The following is an 18,761-nucleotide window of genomic DNA, read 5'->3' on the forward strand; positions in this document are numbered from 1 at the left end:
TCCTGACCGGCGGAAAGAGACCCTACAAAAGCACAGGCGCACCCGAGAACCCGTTCGGGGGAAGCGGCACTACCCGTAGTAACGCGAAGGGCGCCCCGACGGTTGTCGAGGCGCCCTTCGGACGAAGCAGCGAGCGGTCAGCCGCCCATGTGCTTCGCGATCTCGCTCATGTCCGTGACCTGGTCGGCCGGCGGAGCGGTGACGTCGACCGGGGTGCCCCAGTCGCTGTACTTGACGAGGATCTTGCCGGAGCCCGCGGCCGAGGCCGGCGCGCCCAACGCCTTCATCAGTTCGCCCTCGTCCATGGTGATCTGGAGCGGAAGCTGGTCCTTGTTGAGCCAGATCTCGGCTGGCATCTTGATGTTCTTGCCCTCGAGCAGTTGCTTGGCCTGGTCTCGGGACTCGGCCGGGACGCTGTCCAGCATCTTGTCGATGCCCTTGGCGACGTCGATCTCGACCTTGTAGTGGTTCACCGGCTGGCCGTCCAGCGTGGTCTGGTCGGAGCTGACGATCCGGCCGGCCTGGCTGATCTGGTCGAGGATCTTCGTCGGGTCACTCTGCTCGGAAGCCTGCGACATGCTGCCGGAGAGGGCCTTCGAGATCGGGTCGTCGGAGTCCGGCGAGATCTTCACCCACGGCTTGTCGGTGCCCATCTGCGCGGCCTCGGAGGCCGGGAGCTTCATGTACATCGTCTTGTCGATGAGGCGGATCTCGCTCTGCTGACCGTCGGTGGTCATCGTCATCGACATCTTCAAGTTGGCCGGGTCGTAGGACATGAGGCCCTCGGCCGTCATGTTCTTGCCGCCGATCGACATGGTCATCGACATCTTCGACGACTTCGACTTCGCGGTGCCCTGCTTGGACGCGCTCGCCAACTCGAGCACGTTCGCGAACGGCGCGGCGATCCCCGAGGCGGCCTTGTCGCCCGCCGGCGCCGCGGTGCCGTTCTCAGCCTTCGAACCACAGCCCGTCAGAACGAGCGCCAGCGCGGCACCCGCTGCGACGACGAAAGTGGTTTTGCGCATGCAATCCCCCTATGAAGGTCATTACTCCACCCGCAGTATCGCTGGATCGGGGCAGCGGTTACGCCCTTCAGGTCACAATTTGGGTGACCAATCACCCGATGTGCCGTCCACCTGCGGAGTAATCATGGGACGCGCGGTGACCGTCGCCGGTTCCCGCCTACTCCGCGCCACCCGCTCGGGAAACCAGCAGCCGCCGCAGCGACGCCAGCCGCTCGGCGCTCGCGCGGCCTTCGGTGACGACGGCGTCGAGCGCGCAGTCCGGGTCCTCCGGCGGGCCGAGGTGGCCGCAGTTCGTGGGGCACTCCTCGGCGGCCTCGGCGAACTCCTCGAAGGCGTTCACGATGTCGTCGGCCGTCACGTGCGCCAGCCCGAACGACCGCACGCCCGGCGTGTCGATCACCCAGCCGCCGCCCGCCAGGGGCAGCGGCAGCGCGATGGCCGCTACGGACGTGTGGCGCCCCTTGCCGACGGAGCTGACGACGCCCGTGGCCAGCGCCGCGTCGGGCACCAGGCGGTTGACCAGCGTGGACTTGCCGACGCCGGAGTGCCCGACGAGCGCCGTGACGCGGCCTTCCAGGCGTTCGGCCAGGCCTTCGGGCTTCTCGTCGTGGCGCGTGACGACGGCCGGCACGTCGAGGCCCGCGTAGCCCGCGAGCAGCTCGTCGGGGCTGGCCAGGTCGGCTTTCGTGAGGCACAGGACGGGCTCGAGCCCGCCCGCGTAGCAGGCGACCAGGCAGCGGTCGATGAACCCGGTCCGCGGCGGGGGATCGGCGAGCGACGTGACGATCAGCAGCTGGGCTGCGTTGGCGACCACCACGCGCTCGTACGGGTCGGTGTCGTCGGCGGTGCGGCGCAGCACGCTGGTGCGCTCGTCGACGCGAACGATGCGGGCGAGGGTGTCCGGCAGGCCCGAAACGTCGCCGACCACGGCGACCATGTCGCCGACGACCACGGAGACGCGTCCCATCTCGCGGGCGCGCATGGCCGTGACCACACGGAGCGGATCGGCGTCGATGGCGCACGTCCAGCGACCGCGGTCCTTGCCGATCACCATGGCGGTCACGGCGTCGGCGTGCTCGGGCCGGCGTTTGGTCCGGGGCCTGGTGCCCTTGCCGGGGCGAACCCGCACGTCGGATTCGTCCAGCTTGCTCCAGTCGCCTCGCGCCAAACCGCCCACCGTCCTCCCGGTCCGTCCTGCCTGGTCGAAATGATCCCATGCCGGTCGCGCCCGGCCCGGCCTGCGTGTAACGATGGCGTCTTGAGAGGTGCGAGGAGGCTGGCATGTGCGGCCGTTACGCGGCGACGAAGGACCCCGCGAAGCTGATCGACGAGTTCGCCGCGGTCGATCTGACCGAGGGTGCCGCGCGCGAGGACTACAACGTCGCGCCGACCAAGAACGTCGTGACCGTGGTCCAGCGCCACCCCCGCGACGCCGACGGGCAGGTGCTCGAGGACGAGCCCGCCGAGCGGTCGCTGCGGATCATGAAGTGGGGCCTCGTGCCGTTCTGGGCGAAAGACCCCTCCGTCGGCTCGCGAATGATCAACACGCGCGCCGAGACGGCGGCTGAAAAGCCGGCCTTCAAACGCGCGCTGAAGTCGCGCCGCTGCCTGGTGCCGGCCGACGGCTGGTTCGAATGGCGCCGCACGGGCAAGGAGAAGGAACCGTTCTACATGACGGATCCTTCCGGCTCGTCGCTCGCGTTCGGCGGGATCTGGGAGAGCTGGCGCCCGAAGGACGGCTCGTCGGACTCGGAACCGCTGATCACCTTCTCGATCATCACGACCGACGCCGAGGGCCAGCTGCGCGGCATCCACGACCGCATGCCGCTGATCGTCCCGCGCGAGCACTGGGACGGCTGGCTCGACCCGGACCAGTCCTCCGTGGACGGTCTCCTCGTGCCGACGCCGCCGGACTTCGTCGAGTCGCTCGAGCTGCGCCCGATTTCGACGCTGGTCAACAACGTCCGCAACAACGGCCCCCAGCTGCTCACGCGCACCGAACCCTCGGTGGACTCGGACGCGCTGTTCTGATGACCACCCTCGAGATCGACACCCCGCACGGCCCCGCCCGCGCCGAGCTCCACTGCGCCAAAGACGGCGCCGCGGCACTGCTGCTGGGCCACGGCGCCGGTGGCGGAATCGGGGCCAAGGACCTGGTCGCGGTCGCGCAAGCCGCGAAGGCGGCCGGGGTGCACGTGGCGCTGGTGGAACAGCCGTACCGCGTGGCGGGGCGCCGGGCTCCTGCCCCGGCGAAGCAACTGGACGCGGCTTGGCTGGCCGTGGCGGACGAGTTGTCGGCGCACTTCGACGACCTGCCGTTGGTCTTCGGTGGCCGTTCTTCGGGTGCGCGGGTCGCCTGCCGGACGGCTTCGGCCGGTCAGGCCGTGGCGGTGTTGTGCCTGGCGTTCCCCGAGCACCCGCCGGGCCGGCCGGAGAAGACGCGGCAGGCGGAACTGGACGCGGTGGAAGTGCCGACCCTGGTGGTGCAGGGCGAGCGCGATCCGTTCGGCCGCCCCGCGGCGGGGCCGCACCACGAGGTGGTGATGGTCTCGGGCGACCACACTTTGTCGGCTGATCTGGACGCTGTTTCGCGTGCGGCGGCGGAGTGGTTGGGGCGGGTGTTGAGGCCACACCTCTGAGTGGTCAGGCGCCTTCGGTCCAGAATTTGTTGACGCGTGCGATCGCTTCCTCACGGCTCATCGCGGCGACCTCGGCGTCGGGGATTCCGACCTGGTGGATCAACGTGTGCACGACCTGTGCCGGCACGCCGACCTCGGCCACCGGACGCGCGATGGACCGTTGCGGGACCACGTCGTCCTGCACGCAGGCCCAGAAGTCGGCTTCCGGCACACAGAGCTGGTCACGCAGGATCGCCCGCCACATCTGCGGTCCGTAGGTCGATCGGTTCGGCGGGCGGGAAATCCTCGTCCGCAGAATTCGTCCGTCGGGAAGGTGCAGCTCATACGTCACGTGATGGGTGACAGCGCGCCCCCGCGCGTCTCTGACCAGTTGCCATCCCTCGGCTCGGCAGAACGCGTCGTGATCCGCCCGGGTCGGTGCCGGCCAGGTCATCGGCCGCTGTTCACCAGCCAAGCCTGCAGGTCCGCGTCGCTGCTGAGCTCGATCAGCTGGACCAGACCCCAGTTGTCCCGGTGGTTCGGCGCGTCGCGCAGGTGATCCTGCCAATCGTCCGAGTACTCCCGCAGCGCCTCCACCATGCCGGCGACGGCGTCGTCGAACGTCTCGGCATCGGCCGCCACCGGAAGCCCGGGGATGAACACCGACCACCCGCCGGCCTCGGACACCACCTCGGCGCGCGAAGGGACCACGGACGCCAGGAAGTGCCGCAGGCGCTCCACATCCACGACCGCCACCGTGTCGTTGTCTCGGCGCATCGTGGCCACGCGACCCTGGCCGGCGGCGTCGAAGAGGCTCTTCAGGTTCTTGCGGGCTTCACTCGAGCTTTCGTAGTGGACCGAGGCGCTCACTTCCGCTCCCTCCCAAGCCGCGTAGCGAATCGACGGCGCGCGTCAGCCACGGCTCGCCCATGGGGCAAGTGTGTCGGACGTACCTCAGGTACGTCAAGTACATGAGGTACCTGAGGTACTCGCGGCGGTTTTGAAGGCTCGAGTGGCTCGAGTGGCTCTGGTGGCTCTGTGGCTCTGGTGGCTTTGTGATGCGTCGGGCTCGCGCCGCCTTTGGTGGTGCATCGGGCGGGCGCCAGGACTGCGGCCGCGTTTTGGCGACCAGTTGTCCACAGGCTTCCCTCAGCTGTGGACAACTAGGCCCTCGTGGCGGCTTACCACCGGTTTTGTCGGAGGGGGCCGGTAGAATGGAACGAGGGACGCCCCCGGGAGGGTGGGGGTTTGTCCGGCGGTGGGGTTGTCCGGCGGTGGGGGTTTGTCCGGCGGTGGGGAAGGCCGGCACAACCAGTGAAGTGGCCTGGAGAAAGCCGTCAACCGGCGATCGAAGCCACCACAGCCCCCGTCAGCCGCACCAGATCGCCAGGCGCCAGCTCCACCTCGAGCCCCCGCCGGCCGGCCGAGCAGTAGACCGTCGCGAACGCCGAAGCCGACGCGTCGACCACCACCGGCAGGTGGCTGCGGTGTCCCAGCGGCGAAATCCCCCCGAGCACGTACCCGGTCGCCCGCTGGGCAGCCGCCGGATCCGCCATCCGTGCCTTCTTGCCACCGGCCGCGGCGGCCAGCGCCTTCAGGTCGAGGGATCCCGTGACCGGCACCACGCCGACCGTCAGTTTGCCGTCGACGTCCGCCACCAGCGTCTTGAAGACGCGCGCCGCCTCCAGGCCCAGGGCTTCGACCGCCTCCAGGCCGTACGAGTCGGCGCGCGGGTCGTGATCGTATGAGTGGAGCGTGTGCGCCACCTTGTGTTTTGTGAGCAGCGCCGTCGCCGGTGTTCCCTTGCCCGCCATGGGATCGGAGTCTACGAAGGTGGCGGGAATGGACGCCCGCCACGTGCTGTTGAAAGAGACGTGACCACGACGCTTACCACTGCCCGCCCTCGTAGGCGCAGCACCGAGCGGGGCCTACCGAGCCCCCGCGTAAACTCGGCGTTGCCGTATGCGCAGAAGCGCATCGACGCCGAACGGGAAGGGAACGGTTTGCCGAGCACCCCGAACACCGCGCCGGAGACGGCGGCCGACGAGTTGGAGCTGGCGGAGCGCTTCGAGCGCGACGCGATGCCCCTGCTCGATCAGCTGTACTCGGCCGCGATGCGGATGACGCGGAACCCCTCCGACGCAGAGGACCTGGTCCAGGAGACCTACCTCAAGGCGTACGCGGCGTTCGCCTCCTTCAAGGCCGGCACGAACCTCAAGGCGTGGATGTACCGCATCCTCACCAACACCTACATCAACGGCTACCGCAAGCGTCAGCGGCAGCCGGTGCAGCAGCCCACCGAGGAGATCACCGACTGGCAGATCGCCAAGGCGGAGAGTCACACCTCCAGCGGGCTGCGTTCGGCCGAGGTCGAGGCCATGGACAACCTCCCCGACGCCGACGTGAAGCAGGCGCTGCAGAAGCTGCCCGAGGAGTTCCGGCTGGCCGTTTACCTGGCGGATGTCGAGGGCTTCGCGTACAAGGAGATCGCCGAGATCATGGACACGCCCATCGGCACCGTGATGTCCCGTCTGCACCGCGGTCGCGCCCAGCTGCGCGACCTGCTGGCCGACGTCGCGCGCGAGCGCGGCTTCATCCGCGGTGACCGCGAGGAGGTGGCAAAGCGATGAGCACGGGTGGGGCCTCGAGCGACGAAGCCAAGGACAAGGTCCGCTGCGAAGAGGCGCTTTCGGAGATCTACCTGCTCCTCGACAAGGAGTGCAGTCCCCTGCGCGACGCCGAGCTGCGCCGCCACATCGACGACTGCCCGCCGTGTCTCGAGGAGTACGGCATCGACGAGCAGATCAAGGAGCTCCTGCACCGCAAGTGCGGCGGCGACCTCGCTCCGGCGGAACTGAAGACGCGGCTGCGCGCCTCGATCCGCCAGACCGTGGCCACCCGCGGCGGCGTGACGGTCGAGCGCACCGAGATCACCGTCGAGCAGCGCTCCGGCGAGTAACCCGAGGTCACGCTTTTCGGGATTTTCGACGACGACGGCCCCCGTACCAGCTGGTGCGGGGGCCGTGTCGCGTCCGGACGCCGGAATCAGGCGTTGGGCTTCTTGCCGTGGTTCGCGCCGTTCTTCTTGCGGTCGCGACGCTTGCGGGCGCGCTTCGACATGCTTCACTCCTCGTATTCACACCGGATGGCCCGGGTGCGGGGTGCCGGAGCACCTGCCGGGCTCGGGTCAACCGCTCCAGTGTGTCATGCGTGCCCCGGCTCACCTGCGGCGCCCGTGCTGATCGGCGTCCGCTCTGGTTTGATGGGCGGATGACCGGAGGAACCGCGCACCACGCACTCGTGGTCGTCGAGTAGCTCGTGTCCACGCTTTCCGACCTGCTCGCCGAGAACACCGGGCTTCCGGGTGAGGCGGCCGACCACCTGCAAACCGTCGTCGCGGAATGGCAGCTGCTGGCCGACCTGTCATTCGCCGATTTCCTGCTCTGGGTCCCCGTCGCGAAGGACCTGCAGCCCGAGGGCGGCGATTTCGTGTGTGTCGCGCACGCCCGCCCCACCACCGCGCCCACCGCGCACCCCGAGGACGTCGTCGGCACGCGGTTCACCGTCGCCGAGCACCCGGAGCTGGCGAAGGCCGTGCGCGAGCGGAAGATCGGCCGCGAGGAAGACCCGCACTGGTACCGCGACCTGCCGATGCGCCGCGAAGCCGTGCCCGTGAGCTTCGGCGGCGAGGTGATCGCCGTGCTGAGCCGCGAGACGAACCTGGCCGCGCCGCGCGTGCCGAGCCCGCTGGAGATCGCGTACCTGGGCAGCGCCGGCGACCTGTGCCAGATGATCGTCGACGGCACCTTCCCGCCCCCCGGCGGCAACCAGGCCGACACCCACACCAGCCCCCGCGTCGGCGACGGTCTCATCCGGCTCGACCCGAGCGGCACCGTCGTGTTCGCCAGCCCCAACGGCCTGTCCGCCTACCACCGCATGGGCCACGAGTCCGATCTGGTGGGGCAGCGGCTGGCGCCGTTGACGCGTTCGCTGATCCGCGACCCGTTCGACGCCACCGAGGTCTCCCACCGCATCATCGAGGCCCTCGACGGCAAGCCCTCCACCCGCACGGAGGCCGATTCGCGGCGCGGCGCCGTGGTGCTGTTCCGCGCGCTGCCGCTGCGCCCGTCCGGCCAGGCGGCCGGCGCGCTGGTGCTGGTTCGCGACGTGACGGAGGTCAAGCGCCGCGACCGCGCCCTGCTGTCCAAGGACGCGACGATCCGCGAGATCCACCACCGCGTGAAGAACAACTTGCAGACCGTCGCCGCGCTGCTGCGGCTGCAGTCGCGCCGCACCACGAGCGAAGAGGCCCGCCTCGCGCTCGGCGAGTCCGTGCGGCGGGTCTCGTCGATCGCGATGGTCCACGAGGCCCTGTCGATCTCCGTCGACGAGCGCGTGGACCTCGACAAGCTGCTCGACAACGTCCTGCCGATGGTCGGCGAGGTCGCCACCGCGGAGTCTCAGGTGGGGCTCACGCGCAAGGGCTCGTTCGGCATCGTCATCGCCGAGATCGCGACGCCACTGGTGATGGTGCTGACGGAGCTCGTGCAGAACGCCATCGAGCACGCGTTCCCGCAGGGCCGCCCGGGCAAGGTCGAGATCATCGTGGAGCGCTCCGCGCGCTGGCTCGACGTCCTCATCCGCGACAACGGCCGCGGCCTGCCCTCGGGCTTCTCCCTGGAACGCAGCGACGGTCTGGGCCTCCAGATCGTGCGCACGCTGGTGGAGTCGGAACTGCGCGGGTCCCTGTCGCTGCGCAAGGTGCGCACGGACGCCACCGGCGCGCGTGTGCCGGGCACCGAGGCCGCGCTGCGCATCCCGTTGTCCCGTCGGCTCTAGAGTCCCGTCGGCTCTAACGCCAGTACTCGACGCGCTGCCCGTCGGTGTCGGCCACGAAGATCACCGCGTCGGCGCCGTCGACCTGGGCGGGGCTCAGCGGGAGGTGGCCGGGCAGGATCGGCTCACCCGTACCGGTCGACGCGGGTAGCGCCGCACGCAGGGCCGGTGCCGGGAAGAAGGCGCGACGCGTGGTCGCCGCGGCCAGCTCGCCCTGGAGCGTGCCGGGTTCGGCCTGCGGGTTCGCGTCGGTGGCGACGAAGACGTAGCGCTCGCCCAGCGTCAACGCGACGAGCGCGCCTGCGCTGCCCCACGTCGCGTCCTCCGGGCCCATCTGCATGGTGGACGGCACCCGCTGCAGGTGCACGTTGTGCGCGAACACCAGGCTCGGTCCGCGGTGACGTTCTTCGTCGACCATCGCGAGCAGGTTGTCGGCCATCATCTCGGCGCGCAGGCTGAGCAGGGTCCCGAACCGATCGGGCGCGGCGAAGGCCATCGCCGCGTGGTAGCGGAGCAGACCCACGGCGGTGCGTGCGTACGCGGCGGCGAGGCGGTATCCGGCCGGGTCGGCGGGCTGCAGCACGGGTGCCGCGCGGTGCAGGGCGCTCGCGAGGTCGTCGGCGACGATCCGCAACGCGCGGGCGCGGTCGGAGCCGCCGATGGACGCGGCCGCGTCGTACATGGCCTGCTCGTTCGTCCAGTCGTCGTCTTCGCCGAGCAACGCGTCGAGGTCGTGGCTCGAGGCCGGCCGCAACGCCGGGGGCAGGTAGTCGATCACGGCGGTCAGCGCGCGCCGTGGGCTCGGCGCGGAGGTGGTCTCCGTCGGTGCGTCGAAGCCGTGGAACCGCACCTGGTCCTGGGGCGCGCGGCCGGCGTTGTGCTCGCGCAGCCACTCGACGAGCTCCCGGTTGCCCGGCACATGACCGAACCAGTGGCTGAAGCCGGTTTTCAGCACTTCGTCGGGGTCTCCGGCGCCACCAGTCACGTAGTCGTCGACCACGGACGCGGCGAAGGCGTCGATCTCCAGCGAGATCGACCGGTAGCCCCGCTCGACGAGGTGGGCGAGAAGTTCGTTGCGCAACAAGGGAAACGCCCGGATCCCGTGGGTCGGCTCGCCGAGGGCGAGCAGCGCGGGCTCGGCCCCGGCGAGCAGCTCGTCGACGGCGCGGCCCAGGCTCGCCGCGTCGCCGATTTCGCGGCCGATCCCCCGCAGGGCGGTGGTGGTGGACATGGAAAACCCCTTCCAGAGAAACCTGTCCTCGACCGTATCGTTGAAGAATCGGGTGAAACTTCGCCGCGGTTCACCTGGTAATCAAGACCAAAAGCCTCAAACGGAGGTGCACCCTGCGCCCCATCGACCTCGCTCGGGAGCACGGGTTGTCCGCCCAAGCCGTCCGCAACTACGACGACGCCGGGGTGCTCCCGCCGACCGAACGCAGCGACACCGGCTACCGCCGCTACACACCGCTCCACGCGCAGGCCCTGCGTGCCTTCCTCGCGTTGCGCGCGGGCCACGGGCACCAGCCGGCGGTGGAGATCATGCGCTCGGTCCACCGCGGCGACACCGAATCCGCCTACCGGCTCATCGATGCCGCGCACGTCGCCGTGCTGTCCGAACGAGACACCCGCACCGAGGTCGCGTCGGCCCTGAGCAGCCTTTCCACGGCGCCGGCACCCTTGCAAGGCGCGCCGCTGACCGTCGGCGAGCTCGCCCGCCGCCTCGACGTGCACCCGGCGACGCTGCGCGCCTGGGAAACCGAGGGAATCCTGCGGCCCGAACGAGACCGGGCCACCGGCTACCGCGAATACGGACCCGACTGCGTCCGCGACGCCGAGATCGCTCGGCAGTTGCGCCGCGGCGGTTACCTGCTGCGTCAGGTCGCGCAGTTCCTCGAGTCTTTGCGCGAAGCGGGCGGGGCCGACGCGTTGAGCGCCTTTCTCGACGCGTGGCAACACCGGCTCACCGCCCGCAGCCGCGCCCTGCTCGCCGGCGCCGCCCAGCTCGACGCCTACCTCACCTTGCGCGATCCGGTCACACCTGGCTGAGCTCGACCACTGGGAACTCGACGCGTTCCGGCGCCCGCCCGGCCTGCAGCATCCACGCCTCCCCGGTGCCCTCGCCCGCGGCGATCGTCGCGACCGCGGACGCGATTTCCGCCGGAGAAGCCACGGCCAAGCCGTTCGCCACGAGCGAGTCCTTCAGCCCGCCGATCATCCGCGTCTCCACGAAGCCCGGGCACACGGCGTTGAGGGTGATCCCCGAATCGGCACAGGCCGGAGCCAACGACCGCACGAGCCCGATGATCGCGTGCTTGCTCGCCGAGTACACCGGGTCGAACGTGGCCGCCGAGATGCCCGCGAGGCTCGCGGTGGTCACGCGCAGCACGTGGCGGTAGGTGGGCGAGCCGAGCCAGTTGCGCTCCATGCGATCGCGCGCCGCCTGGCCCAGAAACGACCGCAGCACCTGGTACAGGAACGGTGTCCGCAGCAGCGTCGCCAGCATCCAGAGCCCGGCGGCCGCGGTCATCCAGCCGTCCTTGGCCAGCAGGAACCGCGGGCTGCCCGACAGGAACGACGTCGCGACGCTCAGCACCAGGATGCTCAGCGTGAACACCGCGAGCGTGTCCACTCGGCGCTTCGTGACGACGGTCTGCACGGCGCGCACGGCCGGTGGGACGACCCCCGCCAGCAGCGCCAGCCACTGGTTCACGCCGAGCGCGCGCAGGCCGTAGAAGAGCGCGGCCGGGGCGACGAGGTTGATGGCGAGGTTGACGATCAGTTCCCGGCGCAGTTCCGGGGGAGTGGTGGGCTTTTCGGGAGGGGCGAGCGTGGTCATCACTGAGCCTCGATTCGCTGACGGTCGCGGTGGCGCCAGGTCTTGGCGAGCACGGCGACGGTGACGGCGGCCAGGACGACCAGCGCGAGCCAGCCGATCCAGCTGCCGGTGGAGGTGAAGACGGTGCCGAGCGCGGGGTTGAGCACGCGTGCTTCGAAGAACAGGTACGCGAGCGGTCCCGTCACCGCGAGGATGAGGACGGTGCCGGCGACGGCTGTCGCGAGCGTCCAGCGGCCCAGGCGCAGGTTCGCCACTGCCAATGCGAGCGAAAGCACCAGCACGACAACGAAGAACGGCACCCAGAACCCCCACAGCGCGGGGTCGAGCACCGGCACCTGGGCGCCGGACGCCGTGGTCACGAGCGTGGCCGAGCGTTGCACGAACAGTGCCACCACCAGCAGGACCGCGAGCACGATCCCGCTGCCGACCTCGCTCCACGTGGTGGTCGCCGTGGCGTCGGAGAACGGGAGCTGGTCGGGTTTCCAGTCCTCGTCGGGTTCCCCGGGGCCGCGGTCGCTGCCGAAGCGATCAACGAGTACATAAAGGACGGTGACCCCGGTGAACAGGTACACCGCGGCGGTCAGCGTCACGCCCAGTGGTGAAAAGATCGCTGTCGCAACGTTTTCGCCGCGCACCCAGTGCCCGATCGCGTTGACCAGGTAGGTGATCGGCAGCACAGTCGCGCTCAGCAGCCGCATCGCTTTGGCGTAGTTCGGGTAGTTCGCCGGCCCGATCAGCACGGTCGCCTTGTCCGCGTACCGCGTCGCCAGCTGCGCCGGGTCGCCGAGCTCGGCCAGCGCCGCGTACTCGGCCTGGCTCGGGTTTTCCCCGAGTGAGACGCGGGCCTCGACGTCGTCGGCGATCGCGGCGCGCAGCTCGCGGTCGATCTCGCCGCGGTGCTTGCCCGAGACGTGCCGCACGGTGGCGGCCACATATCGGTCGGTGAGTGTGGTGCTCATGGTTGTTCCCCCAGTTCGGTGTCTGCTTCGGTGTTCGTCTCCGGGTCCGCTTCGGTGTCCAGCCGGCTCAGCGCGGTGTCGATGGCGCGCCACTCCTTCTGCAACTCCCGCGCGAGCCGCAGCCCGTCGCGGCTGGTGCGGTAGAACTTCCGCGGCCGGGTGCCCGAGGTGTCCCACTCGCTGGTCAGCAGCCCCTGACCCTCCAGGCGGCGCAACAGCGGGTACAGCGTGTTGGCCGGCGCGGGTACCCCCGCGCGCTCCAGGGCGTCGAGCAGTCCGTAGCCGTACCCGGGCTTCTGTAGTGCCAGCAGGCTCGCCAGCACCACCGTCCCCCGCCACAGCTCCTGCCGATGCGCGTCCAGCAAGTCGGTGTCTTTCACGCTTGCCACGATAGTGTGTGAGACACAGTATCGTCAAACGGCAATGCTGTGCGAGGTGCCAGGGTGTGCGAGAGAGGGGTGCCACGCAGGCTTGGGTCGCGTCCCGTTCAGGAGCCGTTCGGGAAACGTTCAATCGACGGGTAACCGCTCAGCGGAAACGCGGGCGGCGGAGAAAGCTCACGCCGACGGCGGGGGAGCGTCGAACGCGAAAGATCTTCTACGCCAGGGCGATCGGCCGCGAGAGTCAGTCCACAACGGACGGCTGGTGGGCGACGGGCCGGCGGCGCCGAAGAGGGCGCGGCCGGAAGAACCCCGGACACGCCGAAGGGCCGGTACCGAACGAATCGGTACCGGCCCTCACGACGTTCCGCGGGAGGACTTGTTCAGTCCTGGTGAGGTGCAGTGCACCCGGGTGCGGGTGGTTTCACCTCGGTTGTTACGCTTAAACCGGATGGGTATCGCCCCAAGTCGCAGGCGGAGAGGTCACTGCGTCTTCGAAAAGAAACTGAAGACCCTCTGCGAAATCCGGTTCAGGTGTGGTGCTTCTGAGCCGTCAGGCTCAGGCGATGGTACGCGTGCCGATGTGCGTACGGCGGCGCTTGAGCGCGCGTCGCTCGTCCTCGCTCATGCCGCCCCACACGCCGGCGTCCTGGCCGCTGGCCAGAGCCCAGGCCAGGCAGTCGGAAGCGACGGTGCAGCGGTGGCACACGGCCTTCGCCTCGGAGACCTGCAGCAGAGCCGGACCGCTGGTTCCCACCGGGAAGAACAGCTCGGGGTCCTCGTCTCGGCAGGACGCGTCGTGGCGCCAGTCCATGTTCGTGAGCTCCTTCATAGTGGCGCGGGAAGGCCGCGCCACAGTCGTCATGGCGGTCGTGTTTTTTGGGTGCTTGTGAATGCTTTCACGAAGCACCGCGTTCGACAAGGGTTTCCCGAAGATCGGTGAGTCAGCTCACCCGGCCGAGCGACGCCTCTGACCTGCGGTTTCTGTCCGAAACGGACCGCCCGGCGGAAGCGCGATGCGGTGAGCGGAGCTTCTGCGTCGACGAGCGGCAAGATGCACTTTGCCGCAGGCGATCAGTGGTCGCACCGTCACACGATTACTGTGAGTGCATCCGGCACGCTGTGGAATTCCACTCGCGTCCGCTGCCCGACGAGGTCGCCGTCGACCTGGAAGTTCACCGGTTCAGCTGCGTCGATGCGGATCATCGGCACGTCGTCGTGGCGCACCAGCCGACGCCCGTGCTGGTCGCTCTTCGTGAGCAAAGCTTGGCGTACATGCGTGAACACGGTGGGCAACCCCAGACCGTTCAACGCGAACAGGCCCAATCCCGTCTCGAACGAGCAACCCGAGTTGAGGTGGACGGCGCGATCACCCAGGTAGGTCCACGGATCGGTGTTGGACACGAACGCGGTCACGACCTCGGCGGGTTCCTCGCCCGGGATCCGCACCGTCAGGGCCGGCCGGCCCAGCGGCGGCCGGAAATAGGAGCGCACCGAGGCACGGAGATAGAGCGCCGCGCTCGTTTCCTTGCCCCGCCGTTTCGCGACGCGGCCCACCACGTCGGCGTCCCAGCCGAGCCCGGCGTTGAAGGTGAACCAGTGCCCGTCGGCGAGGCCGAGGCCGATGCGGCGGCGCCGGTCGTTCTCGAGCGCGTTCAGCAGCTGGTGCGTCGCTTCGACGGGATCCACGGGAAGACCGAGGGCGCGCGCGAACACGTTGGCCGAGCCGCCGGGCACCACGCCGAGCATCGGGACGCACCCGAGCTCGCCGGGGTTTCCGGTGGAATCCGCGAGGAGACCGTTGACGACCTCGTTGACCGTGCCGTCGCCACCGTGGGCCACGACCAGGTCGAAGCCGTCGCGGGCCGCCGAGCGCGCCACGGCCATCGCGTGGCCGCGGTAGTCCGTCTCGACGACGTCGAGCTTCACCTGGCTGGCCAGCGCGTGCGCCAGCACGTCCCGGCCACCGGCGGTGGTCGAGGTGGCCTGCGGGTTCACGACGAGGATGGCGCGCACTTCCGCAGCGTAGGTGACGTTCACCCGGCGGGAGAACCTTCGACGGCACAAGGTGACGCGAAGCTCAGCACGGTGAACGGGGCTGCGAAAGCCTCGGAGGAGAGCGCCAGTACTGCGTCCGGTGACCCTGTGGCGGGCGATCCTCCCTTGCGTACGGCGAACATCCGCTCGTCGTGACAAGTGCACCCGGGCCGACCGCCCGCTCATCGACGACAACCCCGATTTTCACGTGCCCGGCGCCGCGCGAAAACGGCCGACCGGGTGGCATACGATCGAAACTGCTCACCCACCGTGACCCGTGCAGGTCGGGTCGCTGTGCTCCCGCAAAGCAGCTTGGAAGGCCGCACCCGTGTCGCTCGACGAGAACCAGCCGCCCACCCCGTTCGAGGTCCGGCTGGCCGGGATCCTCACCGCGCTGCCCGGTCTCGGGCTCCTGGTGCTGGGCGTCGTGATCCTCGTGCGCGGACTGCAGGAACCTTCGCAGCCGGGCAACAACATCTGGGCCGAGTTCGGCACCTACGCGGTGCTGGCGATCGCGTTCCTGGCCGCGTCGGCCGGGCTGATCCTCGGCCGGCAGTGGGCGCGCTCGCCCGGGGTCGTGGTCGCACTGCTGCTCATGGGCGTCGGCTGGTACGTGCTGGGCCCGTCCGGCCAGCCGGCGTGGGGCGTGCCGATCGGCGTGTGCGGCCTCGCGGCGCTCGTGCTGCTCTTCCGTCGCCCGGCCCGCGCGTGGGCGCTGGGCCTGCGCGACGGCGAGACGGAGGAAGAAGCAGCCGAACGCGGTGGCCTCGCCGGGCGCCGCGAGGAACGCGAGCGCCACGAGCAAGATTGACGTGTCCGGTGGCGTCAGCTTTCGGCGGCCAGCGCCTTCAGCGGCGCGTCCGTGAGCCGGTAGGTGGTCCACTCGTCCTGCGGCAGCGCACCGAGCGCCCGGTAGAACCCGACGGCCGGGTTCCAGTTCAGCACCGCCCACTCCAGCCGCTGGTAACCCTGCTCGACGCACTCGGCCGCCAGTGCCGCGAGCAGCGCCTTGCCCAGCCCTGAGCCACGCAGCTCGGTGCGCACGAACAGATCCTCCAGGTAGATGCCGTGCACGCCGCGCCACGTCGAGAAGCTCAGGAACCACAGAGCGAACCCGCCGACGCGGCCGTCCACCTCCGCGACGTGGCCGAACAGCGCCGGTGCGGGACCGAACAACGCTTTGTGCAACTGGGGTGCCTCGAGATGGCACTCTTCGGGCATGCGCTCGAACTCGGCGAGGGCGTAGACCAGTTCCACCACGGCGTCGACGTCTTCGGGTCGGATCCGCCGGATGCGGGGGTCGGGCAAGGGGTCAGCCTTCCAGTGCGGGCAGCAGGTTCAGGTGCTCGACCTGGGGTTCGCCGCGTTCGTCGCCCAGCACGGCGATGCCGGCCGGGTCGAGTCCGAAGTGGACACCCGCCGTGGAGGACAGGCCCACCCAGCGTGCCACGAGCACGCGGCTGAAGTGCCCGTGGCCCACCAGGACCACGTCGCCGTTGTCGATCTCGCGCCGCGCGCGGTCGAGGACCTTGTCGGCGCGCGCGGCCACGTCGGCCGCGCTTTCGCCGCCCGGGATCGCGTGCGTCCACACGGTCCAGCCCGGGTCCGTTTCGCGGATCTTCGGCGTGGTCAGGCCTTCGTACGCGCCGTAGTCCCACTCGCCGAGGTCTTCGGTGAGCTCGTCCACGCGCAGGCCGGCGAGCTCGGCCGTGCGCTGAGCGCGTTCGCGCGGGCTCGAGATCACGAGCTTGGGACCGCCGAGCAGGGTGCGCAGAGTGCCGCCCGCCGCGCGCGCCTGGTCTTCACCTGCCGCCGTGAGCGGGATGTCGGTGCGTCCGGTGTGCCTGCCGTTGACGGACCACTCGGTCTGGCCGTGCCTGAGGAGGAAGAGCCGATGTGCCACGAGGCCGAATATAGCCCTGCCTCCGTTTGCGGGCAGGTCGCGTACCGTGTTTACCTACTGGTGAGTAGGTAGATGGGGAGGTTTCGATGGGTGCAAGCCCGACGTTCGCGCTGTGGCGCCGGCTGGCGGACAAACCGGGCGGTAAGCAGCTGTTTTCCGCCGCGATGTGCCTGCGCGTGCCCTACTTCGGGACTGTGCTGCCGTCGGTGCGGCAGCTGCGTCCGGGGCCCTGTTCGGTCACCGCGCCGAAGTGGTGGGGTGTCCACAACCACATCGGGACTTTTCACGCGATCGCCGCGTGCAACCTTGCGGAGATCGCGATGGGCATGCTCGCGGAGGCGACCGTGCCGCCGTCGCACCGCTGGCTGCCCAAGGGAATGGACGTTCGGTACGTCGCCAGGGCGACCACGGGTCTGCGGGCTGTGGCCGAACTGCCGGAGCTGCCCGAGTTCGGCGACGAGGGGTTCGACCTCCCGGTGTCGGTGCGGATCCTCGACGCGCGCGGGATGACCGTCGTCACGGCGGCCATCACCATCTGGGTTACGCGGAAGAAAGTGCGATCGGAGTCACTCGCCAACTGACCCGGCCAGGTGAAACTTAACGCCGTTTACCGGGCGGATGCGAATACTGCTCATTTTCGACCTCGTCAGCTCTTGAACCGTGACGACACCATGCAGGCATGCCAGCCCTGACGCGCCGCCGGTTCCTCGGCCTCGCCACGCTGAACACCGCCGCGGCCTTCGGACTGCCCACGCTGATGTTCGAAATGGGGCAGCTCTGGCATGATCCCGGGCCCGACGGCAAGGTTTTCTGCGAGATGCTGAACCCCGATCAGCGCTCGATGTGGTTCAAGAACCGCACGCAGGCGCCGCTCGCGTCGTTCCTGTGGCTCGACATCGCCAACCGCGACATCAAGCCGTACGCCGGGGTGCTCGACCGCGTGAACTACGGCGACATGTCCGTGTACCTCGGCCGCGGCGTCGGCGGCGGCTCGCTGGTCAACGGCGCCATGGCCGTGACACCGAAACGTTCGTACTTCGAGGAAATCCTGCCGCGGGTCGACGCCGACGAGATGTACGGCAAATACTTCCCGCGGGGCCAGGCTCGGCGCGAACTCCGTGGACGAGCAATGGTTCGAGATCTGCCGCTCGTACCAATACGCGCGCGTTTCGCGGAAAGCCGCGCAGAAAGCCGGTTTCACGACCACTTTCGTGCCCAGCGTCTACGACTTCTCCTATCTCGAACAGGAAGAAGCCGGCACCGTCGAACGCTCCGCGCTCGCGTCGGAAGTGATTTACGGCAACAACCACGGCAAGCGTTCACTGGACAAGTCCTACCTCGCGGCCGCGCTCGGCACCGGCCACGTGACGATCCAGACGCTGCACGAGGTCCGCGAGATCAGCCGGCAGCCCGACGGCACGTACACGCTGGTGGTACGCGAAATCGACCCGTACGGCGCGGTCGTGGCGACCAGGCACGTGAGCACGAAGCACCTCTTCCTCGGCGCCGGCAGTGTCGGTTCCACGAACTGTTGTTGCGGGCGAGGGAAACCGGCCGTCTGCCGGACCTGCCCGACGCCGTGGGCCAGGGCTGGGGCACCAACGGAAACGTGATGCTCGGGCGCACCAACCACATCTGGGACACCACGGGCAGCCTGCAGTCCGGCCTGCCCGCGCTCGGGTCGACAACTGGAACGACCCGTGCACCCGGTCTTCGCGGAGATCGCGCCCGTGCCGGCGGGGCTCGAAACGTGGGTGAGCCTGTACCTGGCGATCACGAAGAACCCGGAACGTGGGCACTTCACCTACGATGTGGCTTCGGATTCGGCGAAACTGCAGTGGACCGCTGCGCAGGGCCGGCCGTCGATCGACGCGGCGAAGGCGCTGTTCGACAAGATCAACGCGGCCAACGTCACCATCTACCCGCTACGACCTCTTCGGCGACACCCGCCCGCTCGAGAACCGCTTCACCTACCACCTCCTCGGCGGCCTCGTCCTCGGCGACGCGACGGACGACTACGGGCGCGTGAAGGGCTACCGCAACCTGTACGTGACGGACGGGTCGCTCATCCCGGGCAGTACAGGCGTGAACCCGTTCGTGACGATCACGGCCCTGGCGGAGCGCAACGTGGAGCGGGTGCTGGCGGAGGATGTACTGGCCTGAGCCC

At 69.4% G+C, this 18,761-nt stretch carries 22 protein-coding genes and 1 pseudogene; 9 read left to right on the forward strand and 14 right to left on the reverse strand.

Annotated features, from left to right (window positions below; genetic code table 11):
• Positions 1-137: 137 nt before the first annotated feature.
• Positions 138-1,025, reverse strand: coding sequence for an SCO4651 family lipoprotein (locus QRX50_RS15565; protein ID WP_285972649.1), 888 nt, complete (start codon positions 1,023-1,025; stop codon positions 138-140).
• Between the two features lie 157 nt (positions 1,026-1,182).
• Entirely contained in the window at positions 1,183-2,193 is a 1,011-nt protein-coding gene (gene rsgA, locus QRX50_RS15570; protein ID WP_285972650.1) for a ribosome small subunit-dependent GTPase A, read from the reverse strand.
• 113 nt (positions 2,194-2,306) lie between these two features.
• On the opposite strand from rsgA, the gene QRX50_RS15575 reads away from it, so the two are divergent.
• Positions 2,307-3,056 carry an SOS response-associated peptidase gene (locus tag QRX50_RS15575; protein WP_285972651.1) on the forward strand — a complete coding sequence of 250 codons (750 nt, stop codon included), beginning with the start codon at positions 2,307-2,309 and terminating at the stop codon, positions 3,054-3,056.
• A complete protein-coding gene (locus QRX50_RS15580) occupies positions 3,056-3,664 on the forward strand; it encodes an alpha/beta hydrolase family protein (protein WP_285972652.1) in 609 nt (202 codons plus the stop codon). Before QRX50_RS15575 ends, QRX50_RS15580 begins: the two co-directional genes overlap by 1 nt.
• Positions 3,665-3,668: 4 nt before the next feature.
• Here QRX50_RS15580 and QRX50_RS15585 read toward each other — a convergent pair whose 3' ends face one another.
• From QRX50_RS15585 to ybaK, 3 genes are all read right to left on the reverse strand, one after another.
• Positions 3,669-3,908 (reverse strand): hypothetical protein, encoded by a 240-nt coding sequence (locus QRX50_RS15585; protein ID WP_285972653.1) that lies wholly within the window; start codon positions 3,906-3,908, stop codon positions 3,669-3,671.
• Between the two features lie 185 nt (positions 3,909-4,093).
• Complete coding sequence (locus QRX50_RS15590; protein WP_285972654.1) at positions 4,094-4,513, reverse strand: prevent-host-death protein; 420 nt, start codon at positions 4,511-4,513, stop codon at positions 4,094-4,096.
• A gap of 467 nt (positions 4,514-4,980) precedes the next feature.
• Entirely contained in the window at positions 4,981-5,457 is a 477-nt protein-coding gene (gene ybaK / locus QRX50_RS15595) for a Cys-tRNA(Pro) deacylase (protein ID WP_285972655.1), read from the reverse strand.
• A gap of 189 nt (positions 5,458-5,646) precedes the next feature.
• On the opposite strand from ybaK, the gene QRX50_RS15600 reads away from it, so the two are divergent.
• Together QRX50_RS15600 and rsrA are read left to right on the forward strand one after the other, a co-directional pair.
• The gene (locus QRX50_RS15600; RefSeq protein WP_220244018.1) at positions 5,647-6,273 is read left to right on the forward strand and encodes a sigma-70 family RNA polymerase sigma factor; all 627 of its coding nucleotides are present in this window, start codon (positions 5,647-5,649) and stop codon (positions 6,271-6,273) included.
• A complete protein-coding gene (gene rsrA / locus QRX50_RS15605; protein ID WP_285972656.1) occupies positions 6,270-6,602 on the forward strand; it encodes a mycothiol system anti-sigma-R factor in 333 nt (110 codons plus the stop codon). The genes QRX50_RS15600 and rsrA overlap by 4 nt, the downstream gene beginning before the upstream one ends.
• An 86-nt stretch (positions 6,603-6,688) precedes the next feature.
• Here the strand turns inward: rsrA and QRX50_RS50300 are convergent, their stop codons facing one another.
• Entirely contained in the window at positions 6,689-6,763 is a 75-nt protein-coding gene (locus QRX50_RS50300) for a 50S ribosomal protein bL37 (RefSeq protein ID WP_098515123.1), read from the reverse strand.
• A gap of 198 nt (positions 6,764-6,961) precedes the next feature.
• Here QRX50_RS50300 and QRX50_RS15610 point away from each other — a divergent pair, with 198 nt between their 5' ends.
• Complete coding sequence (locus QRX50_RS15610) at positions 6,962-8,482, forward strand: sensor histidine kinase (protein WP_285972657.1); 1,521 nt, start codon at positions 6,962-6,964, stop codon at positions 8,480-8,482.
• 13 nt (positions 8,483-8,495) lie between these two features.
• Here QRX50_RS15610 and QRX50_RS15615 read toward each other — a convergent pair whose 3' ends face one another.
• Positions 8,496-9,710 (reverse strand): erythromycin esterase family protein, encoded by a 1,215-nt coding sequence (locus tag QRX50_RS15615; RefSeq protein WP_285972658.1) that lies wholly within the window; start codon positions 9,708-9,710, stop codon positions 8,496-8,498.
• 146 nt (positions 9,711-9,856) lie between these two features.
• Here QRX50_RS15615 and QRX50_RS15620 point away from each other — a divergent pair, with 146 nt between their 5' ends.
• Positions 9,857-10,525 (forward strand): MerR family transcriptional regulator, encoded by a 669-nt coding sequence (locus QRX50_RS15620; RefSeq protein WP_285972659.1) that lies wholly within the window; start codon positions 9,857-9,859, stop codon positions 10,523-10,525.
• Here QRX50_RS15620 and QRX50_RS15625 read toward each other — a convergent pair.
• From QRX50_RS15625 to QRX50_RS15645, 5 genes are all read right to left on the reverse strand, one after another.
• On the reverse strand, positions 10,512-11,315 hold the full coding sequence (locus QRX50_RS15625; RefSeq protein ID WP_285972660.1) for a VC0807 family protein: 804 nt from the start codon (positions 11,313-11,315) through the stop codon (positions 10,512-10,514). The genes QRX50_RS15620 and QRX50_RS15625 overlap by 14 nt on opposite strands.
• Positions 11,315-12,274: a permease prefix domain 1-containing protein gene (locus tag QRX50_RS15630; protein ID WP_285972661.1), complete on the reverse strand. Its 960-nt coding sequence runs from the start codon at positions 12,272-12,274 to the stop codon at positions 11,315-11,317. The genes QRX50_RS15625 and QRX50_RS15630 overlap by 1 nt, the downstream gene beginning before the upstream one ends.
• Positions 12,271-12,654 (reverse strand): PadR family transcriptional regulator, encoded by a 384-nt coding sequence (locus tag QRX50_RS15635; protein ID WP_285972662.1) that lies wholly within the window; start codon positions 12,652-12,654, stop codon positions 12,271-12,273. Before QRX50_RS15635 ends, QRX50_RS15630 begins: the two co-directional genes overlap by 4 nt.
• 559 nt (positions 12,655-13,213) lie before the next feature.
• Positions 13,214-13,468: a WhiB family transcriptional regulator gene (locus QRX50_RS15640; protein ID WP_285972663.1), complete on the reverse strand. Its 255-nt coding sequence runs from the start codon at positions 13,466-13,468 to the stop codon at positions 13,214-13,216.
• Positions 13,469-13,743: 275 nt separating this feature from the next.
• Positions 13,744-14,670, reverse strand: a complete 927-nt coding sequence (locus tag QRX50_RS15645; protein ID WP_285974473.1) for a diacylglycerol/lipid kinase family protein — start codon at positions 14,668-14,670, stop codon at positions 13,744-13,746.
• A 349-nt stretch (positions 14,671-15,019) separates the two neighbouring features.
• On the opposite strand from QRX50_RS15645, the gene QRX50_RS15650 reads away from it, so the two are divergent.
• Positions 15,020-15,502, forward strand: coding sequence for a hypothetical protein (locus QRX50_RS15650; RefSeq protein WP_285972664.1), 483 nt, complete (start codon positions 15,020-15,022; stop codon positions 15,500-15,502).
• A gap of 14 nt (positions 15,503-15,516) precedes the next feature.
• Here the strand turns inward: QRX50_RS15650 and QRX50_RS15655 are convergent, their stop codons facing one another.
• Both QRX50_RS15655 and QRX50_RS15660 read right to left on the reverse strand, forming a co-directional pair.
• On the reverse strand, positions 15,517-15,999 hold the full coding sequence (locus tag QRX50_RS15655; RefSeq protein ID WP_285972665.1) for a GNAT family N-acetyltransferase: 483 nt from the start codon (positions 15,997-15,999) through the stop codon (positions 15,517-15,519).
• A 4-nt stretch (positions 16,000-16,003) separates the two neighbouring features.
• On the reverse strand, positions 16,004-16,594 hold the full coding sequence (locus QRX50_RS15660) for an acid phosphatase (protein WP_285972666.1): 591 nt from the start codon (positions 16,592-16,594) through the stop codon (positions 16,004-16,006).
• 86 nt (positions 16,595-16,680) lie between these two features.
• Between QRX50_RS15660 and QRX50_RS15665 the strand changes: the two genes are divergently transcribed.
• Positions 16,681-17,175 (forward strand): hotdog fold domain-containing protein, encoded by a 495-nt coding sequence (locus QRX50_RS15665; protein WP_285972667.1) that lies wholly within the window; start codon positions 16,681-16,683, stop codon positions 17,173-17,175.
• Between the two features lie 98 nt (positions 17,176-17,273).
• Positions 17,274-18,757 (forward strand): annotated as a pseudogene (locus tag QRX50_RS15670) (GMC oxidoreductase).
• The last annotated feature ends 4 nt before the right edge of the window (positions 18,758-18,761 follow it).

It is taken from the genome of Amycolatopsis sp. 2-15 (genome assembly GCF_030285625.1).
GTDB classification, from domain to species: Bacteria; Actinomycetota; Actinomycetes; order Mycobacteriales; family Pseudonocardiaceae; genus Amycolatopsis; species Amycolatopsis carbonis.

Coding starts and splice junctions, on each gene's coding strand:
- QRX50_RS15565 (WP_285972649.1), bottom strand. CDS start 1,025: ATGCGCAAAACCACTTTCGTCGTCGCAGCGGGTGCCGCGCTGGCGCTC.
- QRX50_RS15575 (WP_285972651.1), top strand. CDS start 2,307: ATGTGCGGCCGTTACGCGGCGACGAAGGACCCCGCGAAGCTGATCGAC.
- QRX50_RS15580 (WP_285972652.1), top strand. CDS start 3,056: ATGACCACCCTCGAGATCGACACCCCGCACGGCCCCGCCCGCGCCGAG.
- QRX50_RS15585 (WP_285972653.1), bottom strand. CDS start 3,908: ATGTGGCGGGCGATCCTGCGTGACCAGCTCTGTGTGCCGGAAGCCGAC.
- ybaK (WP_285972655.1), bottom strand. CDS start 5,457: ATGGCGGGCAAGGGAACACCGGCGACGGCGCTGCTCACAAAACACAAG.
- rsrA (WP_285972656.1), top strand. CDS start 6,270: ATGAGCACGGGTGGGGCCTCGAGCGACGAAGCCAAGGACAAGGTCCGC.
- QRX50_RS15615 (WP_285972658.1), bottom strand. CDS start 9,710: ATGTCCACCACCACCGCCCTGCGGGGGATCGGCCGCGAAATCGGCGAC.
- QRX50_RS15625 (WP_285972660.1), bottom strand. CDS start 11,315: ATGACCACGCTCGCCCCTCCCGAAAAGCCCACCACTCCCCCGGAACTG.
- QRX50_RS15630 (WP_285972661.1), bottom strand. CDS start 12,274: ATGAGCACCACACTCACCGACCGATATGTGGCCGCCACCGTGCGGCAC.
- QRX50_RS15640 (WP_285972663.1), bottom strand. CDS start 13,468: ATGGACTGGCGCCACGACGCGTCCTGCCGAGACGAGGACCCCGAGCTG.
- QRX50_RS15665 (WP_285972667.1), top strand. CDS start 16,681: ATGGGTGCAAGCCCGACGTTCGCGCTGTGGCGCCGGCTGGCGGACAAA.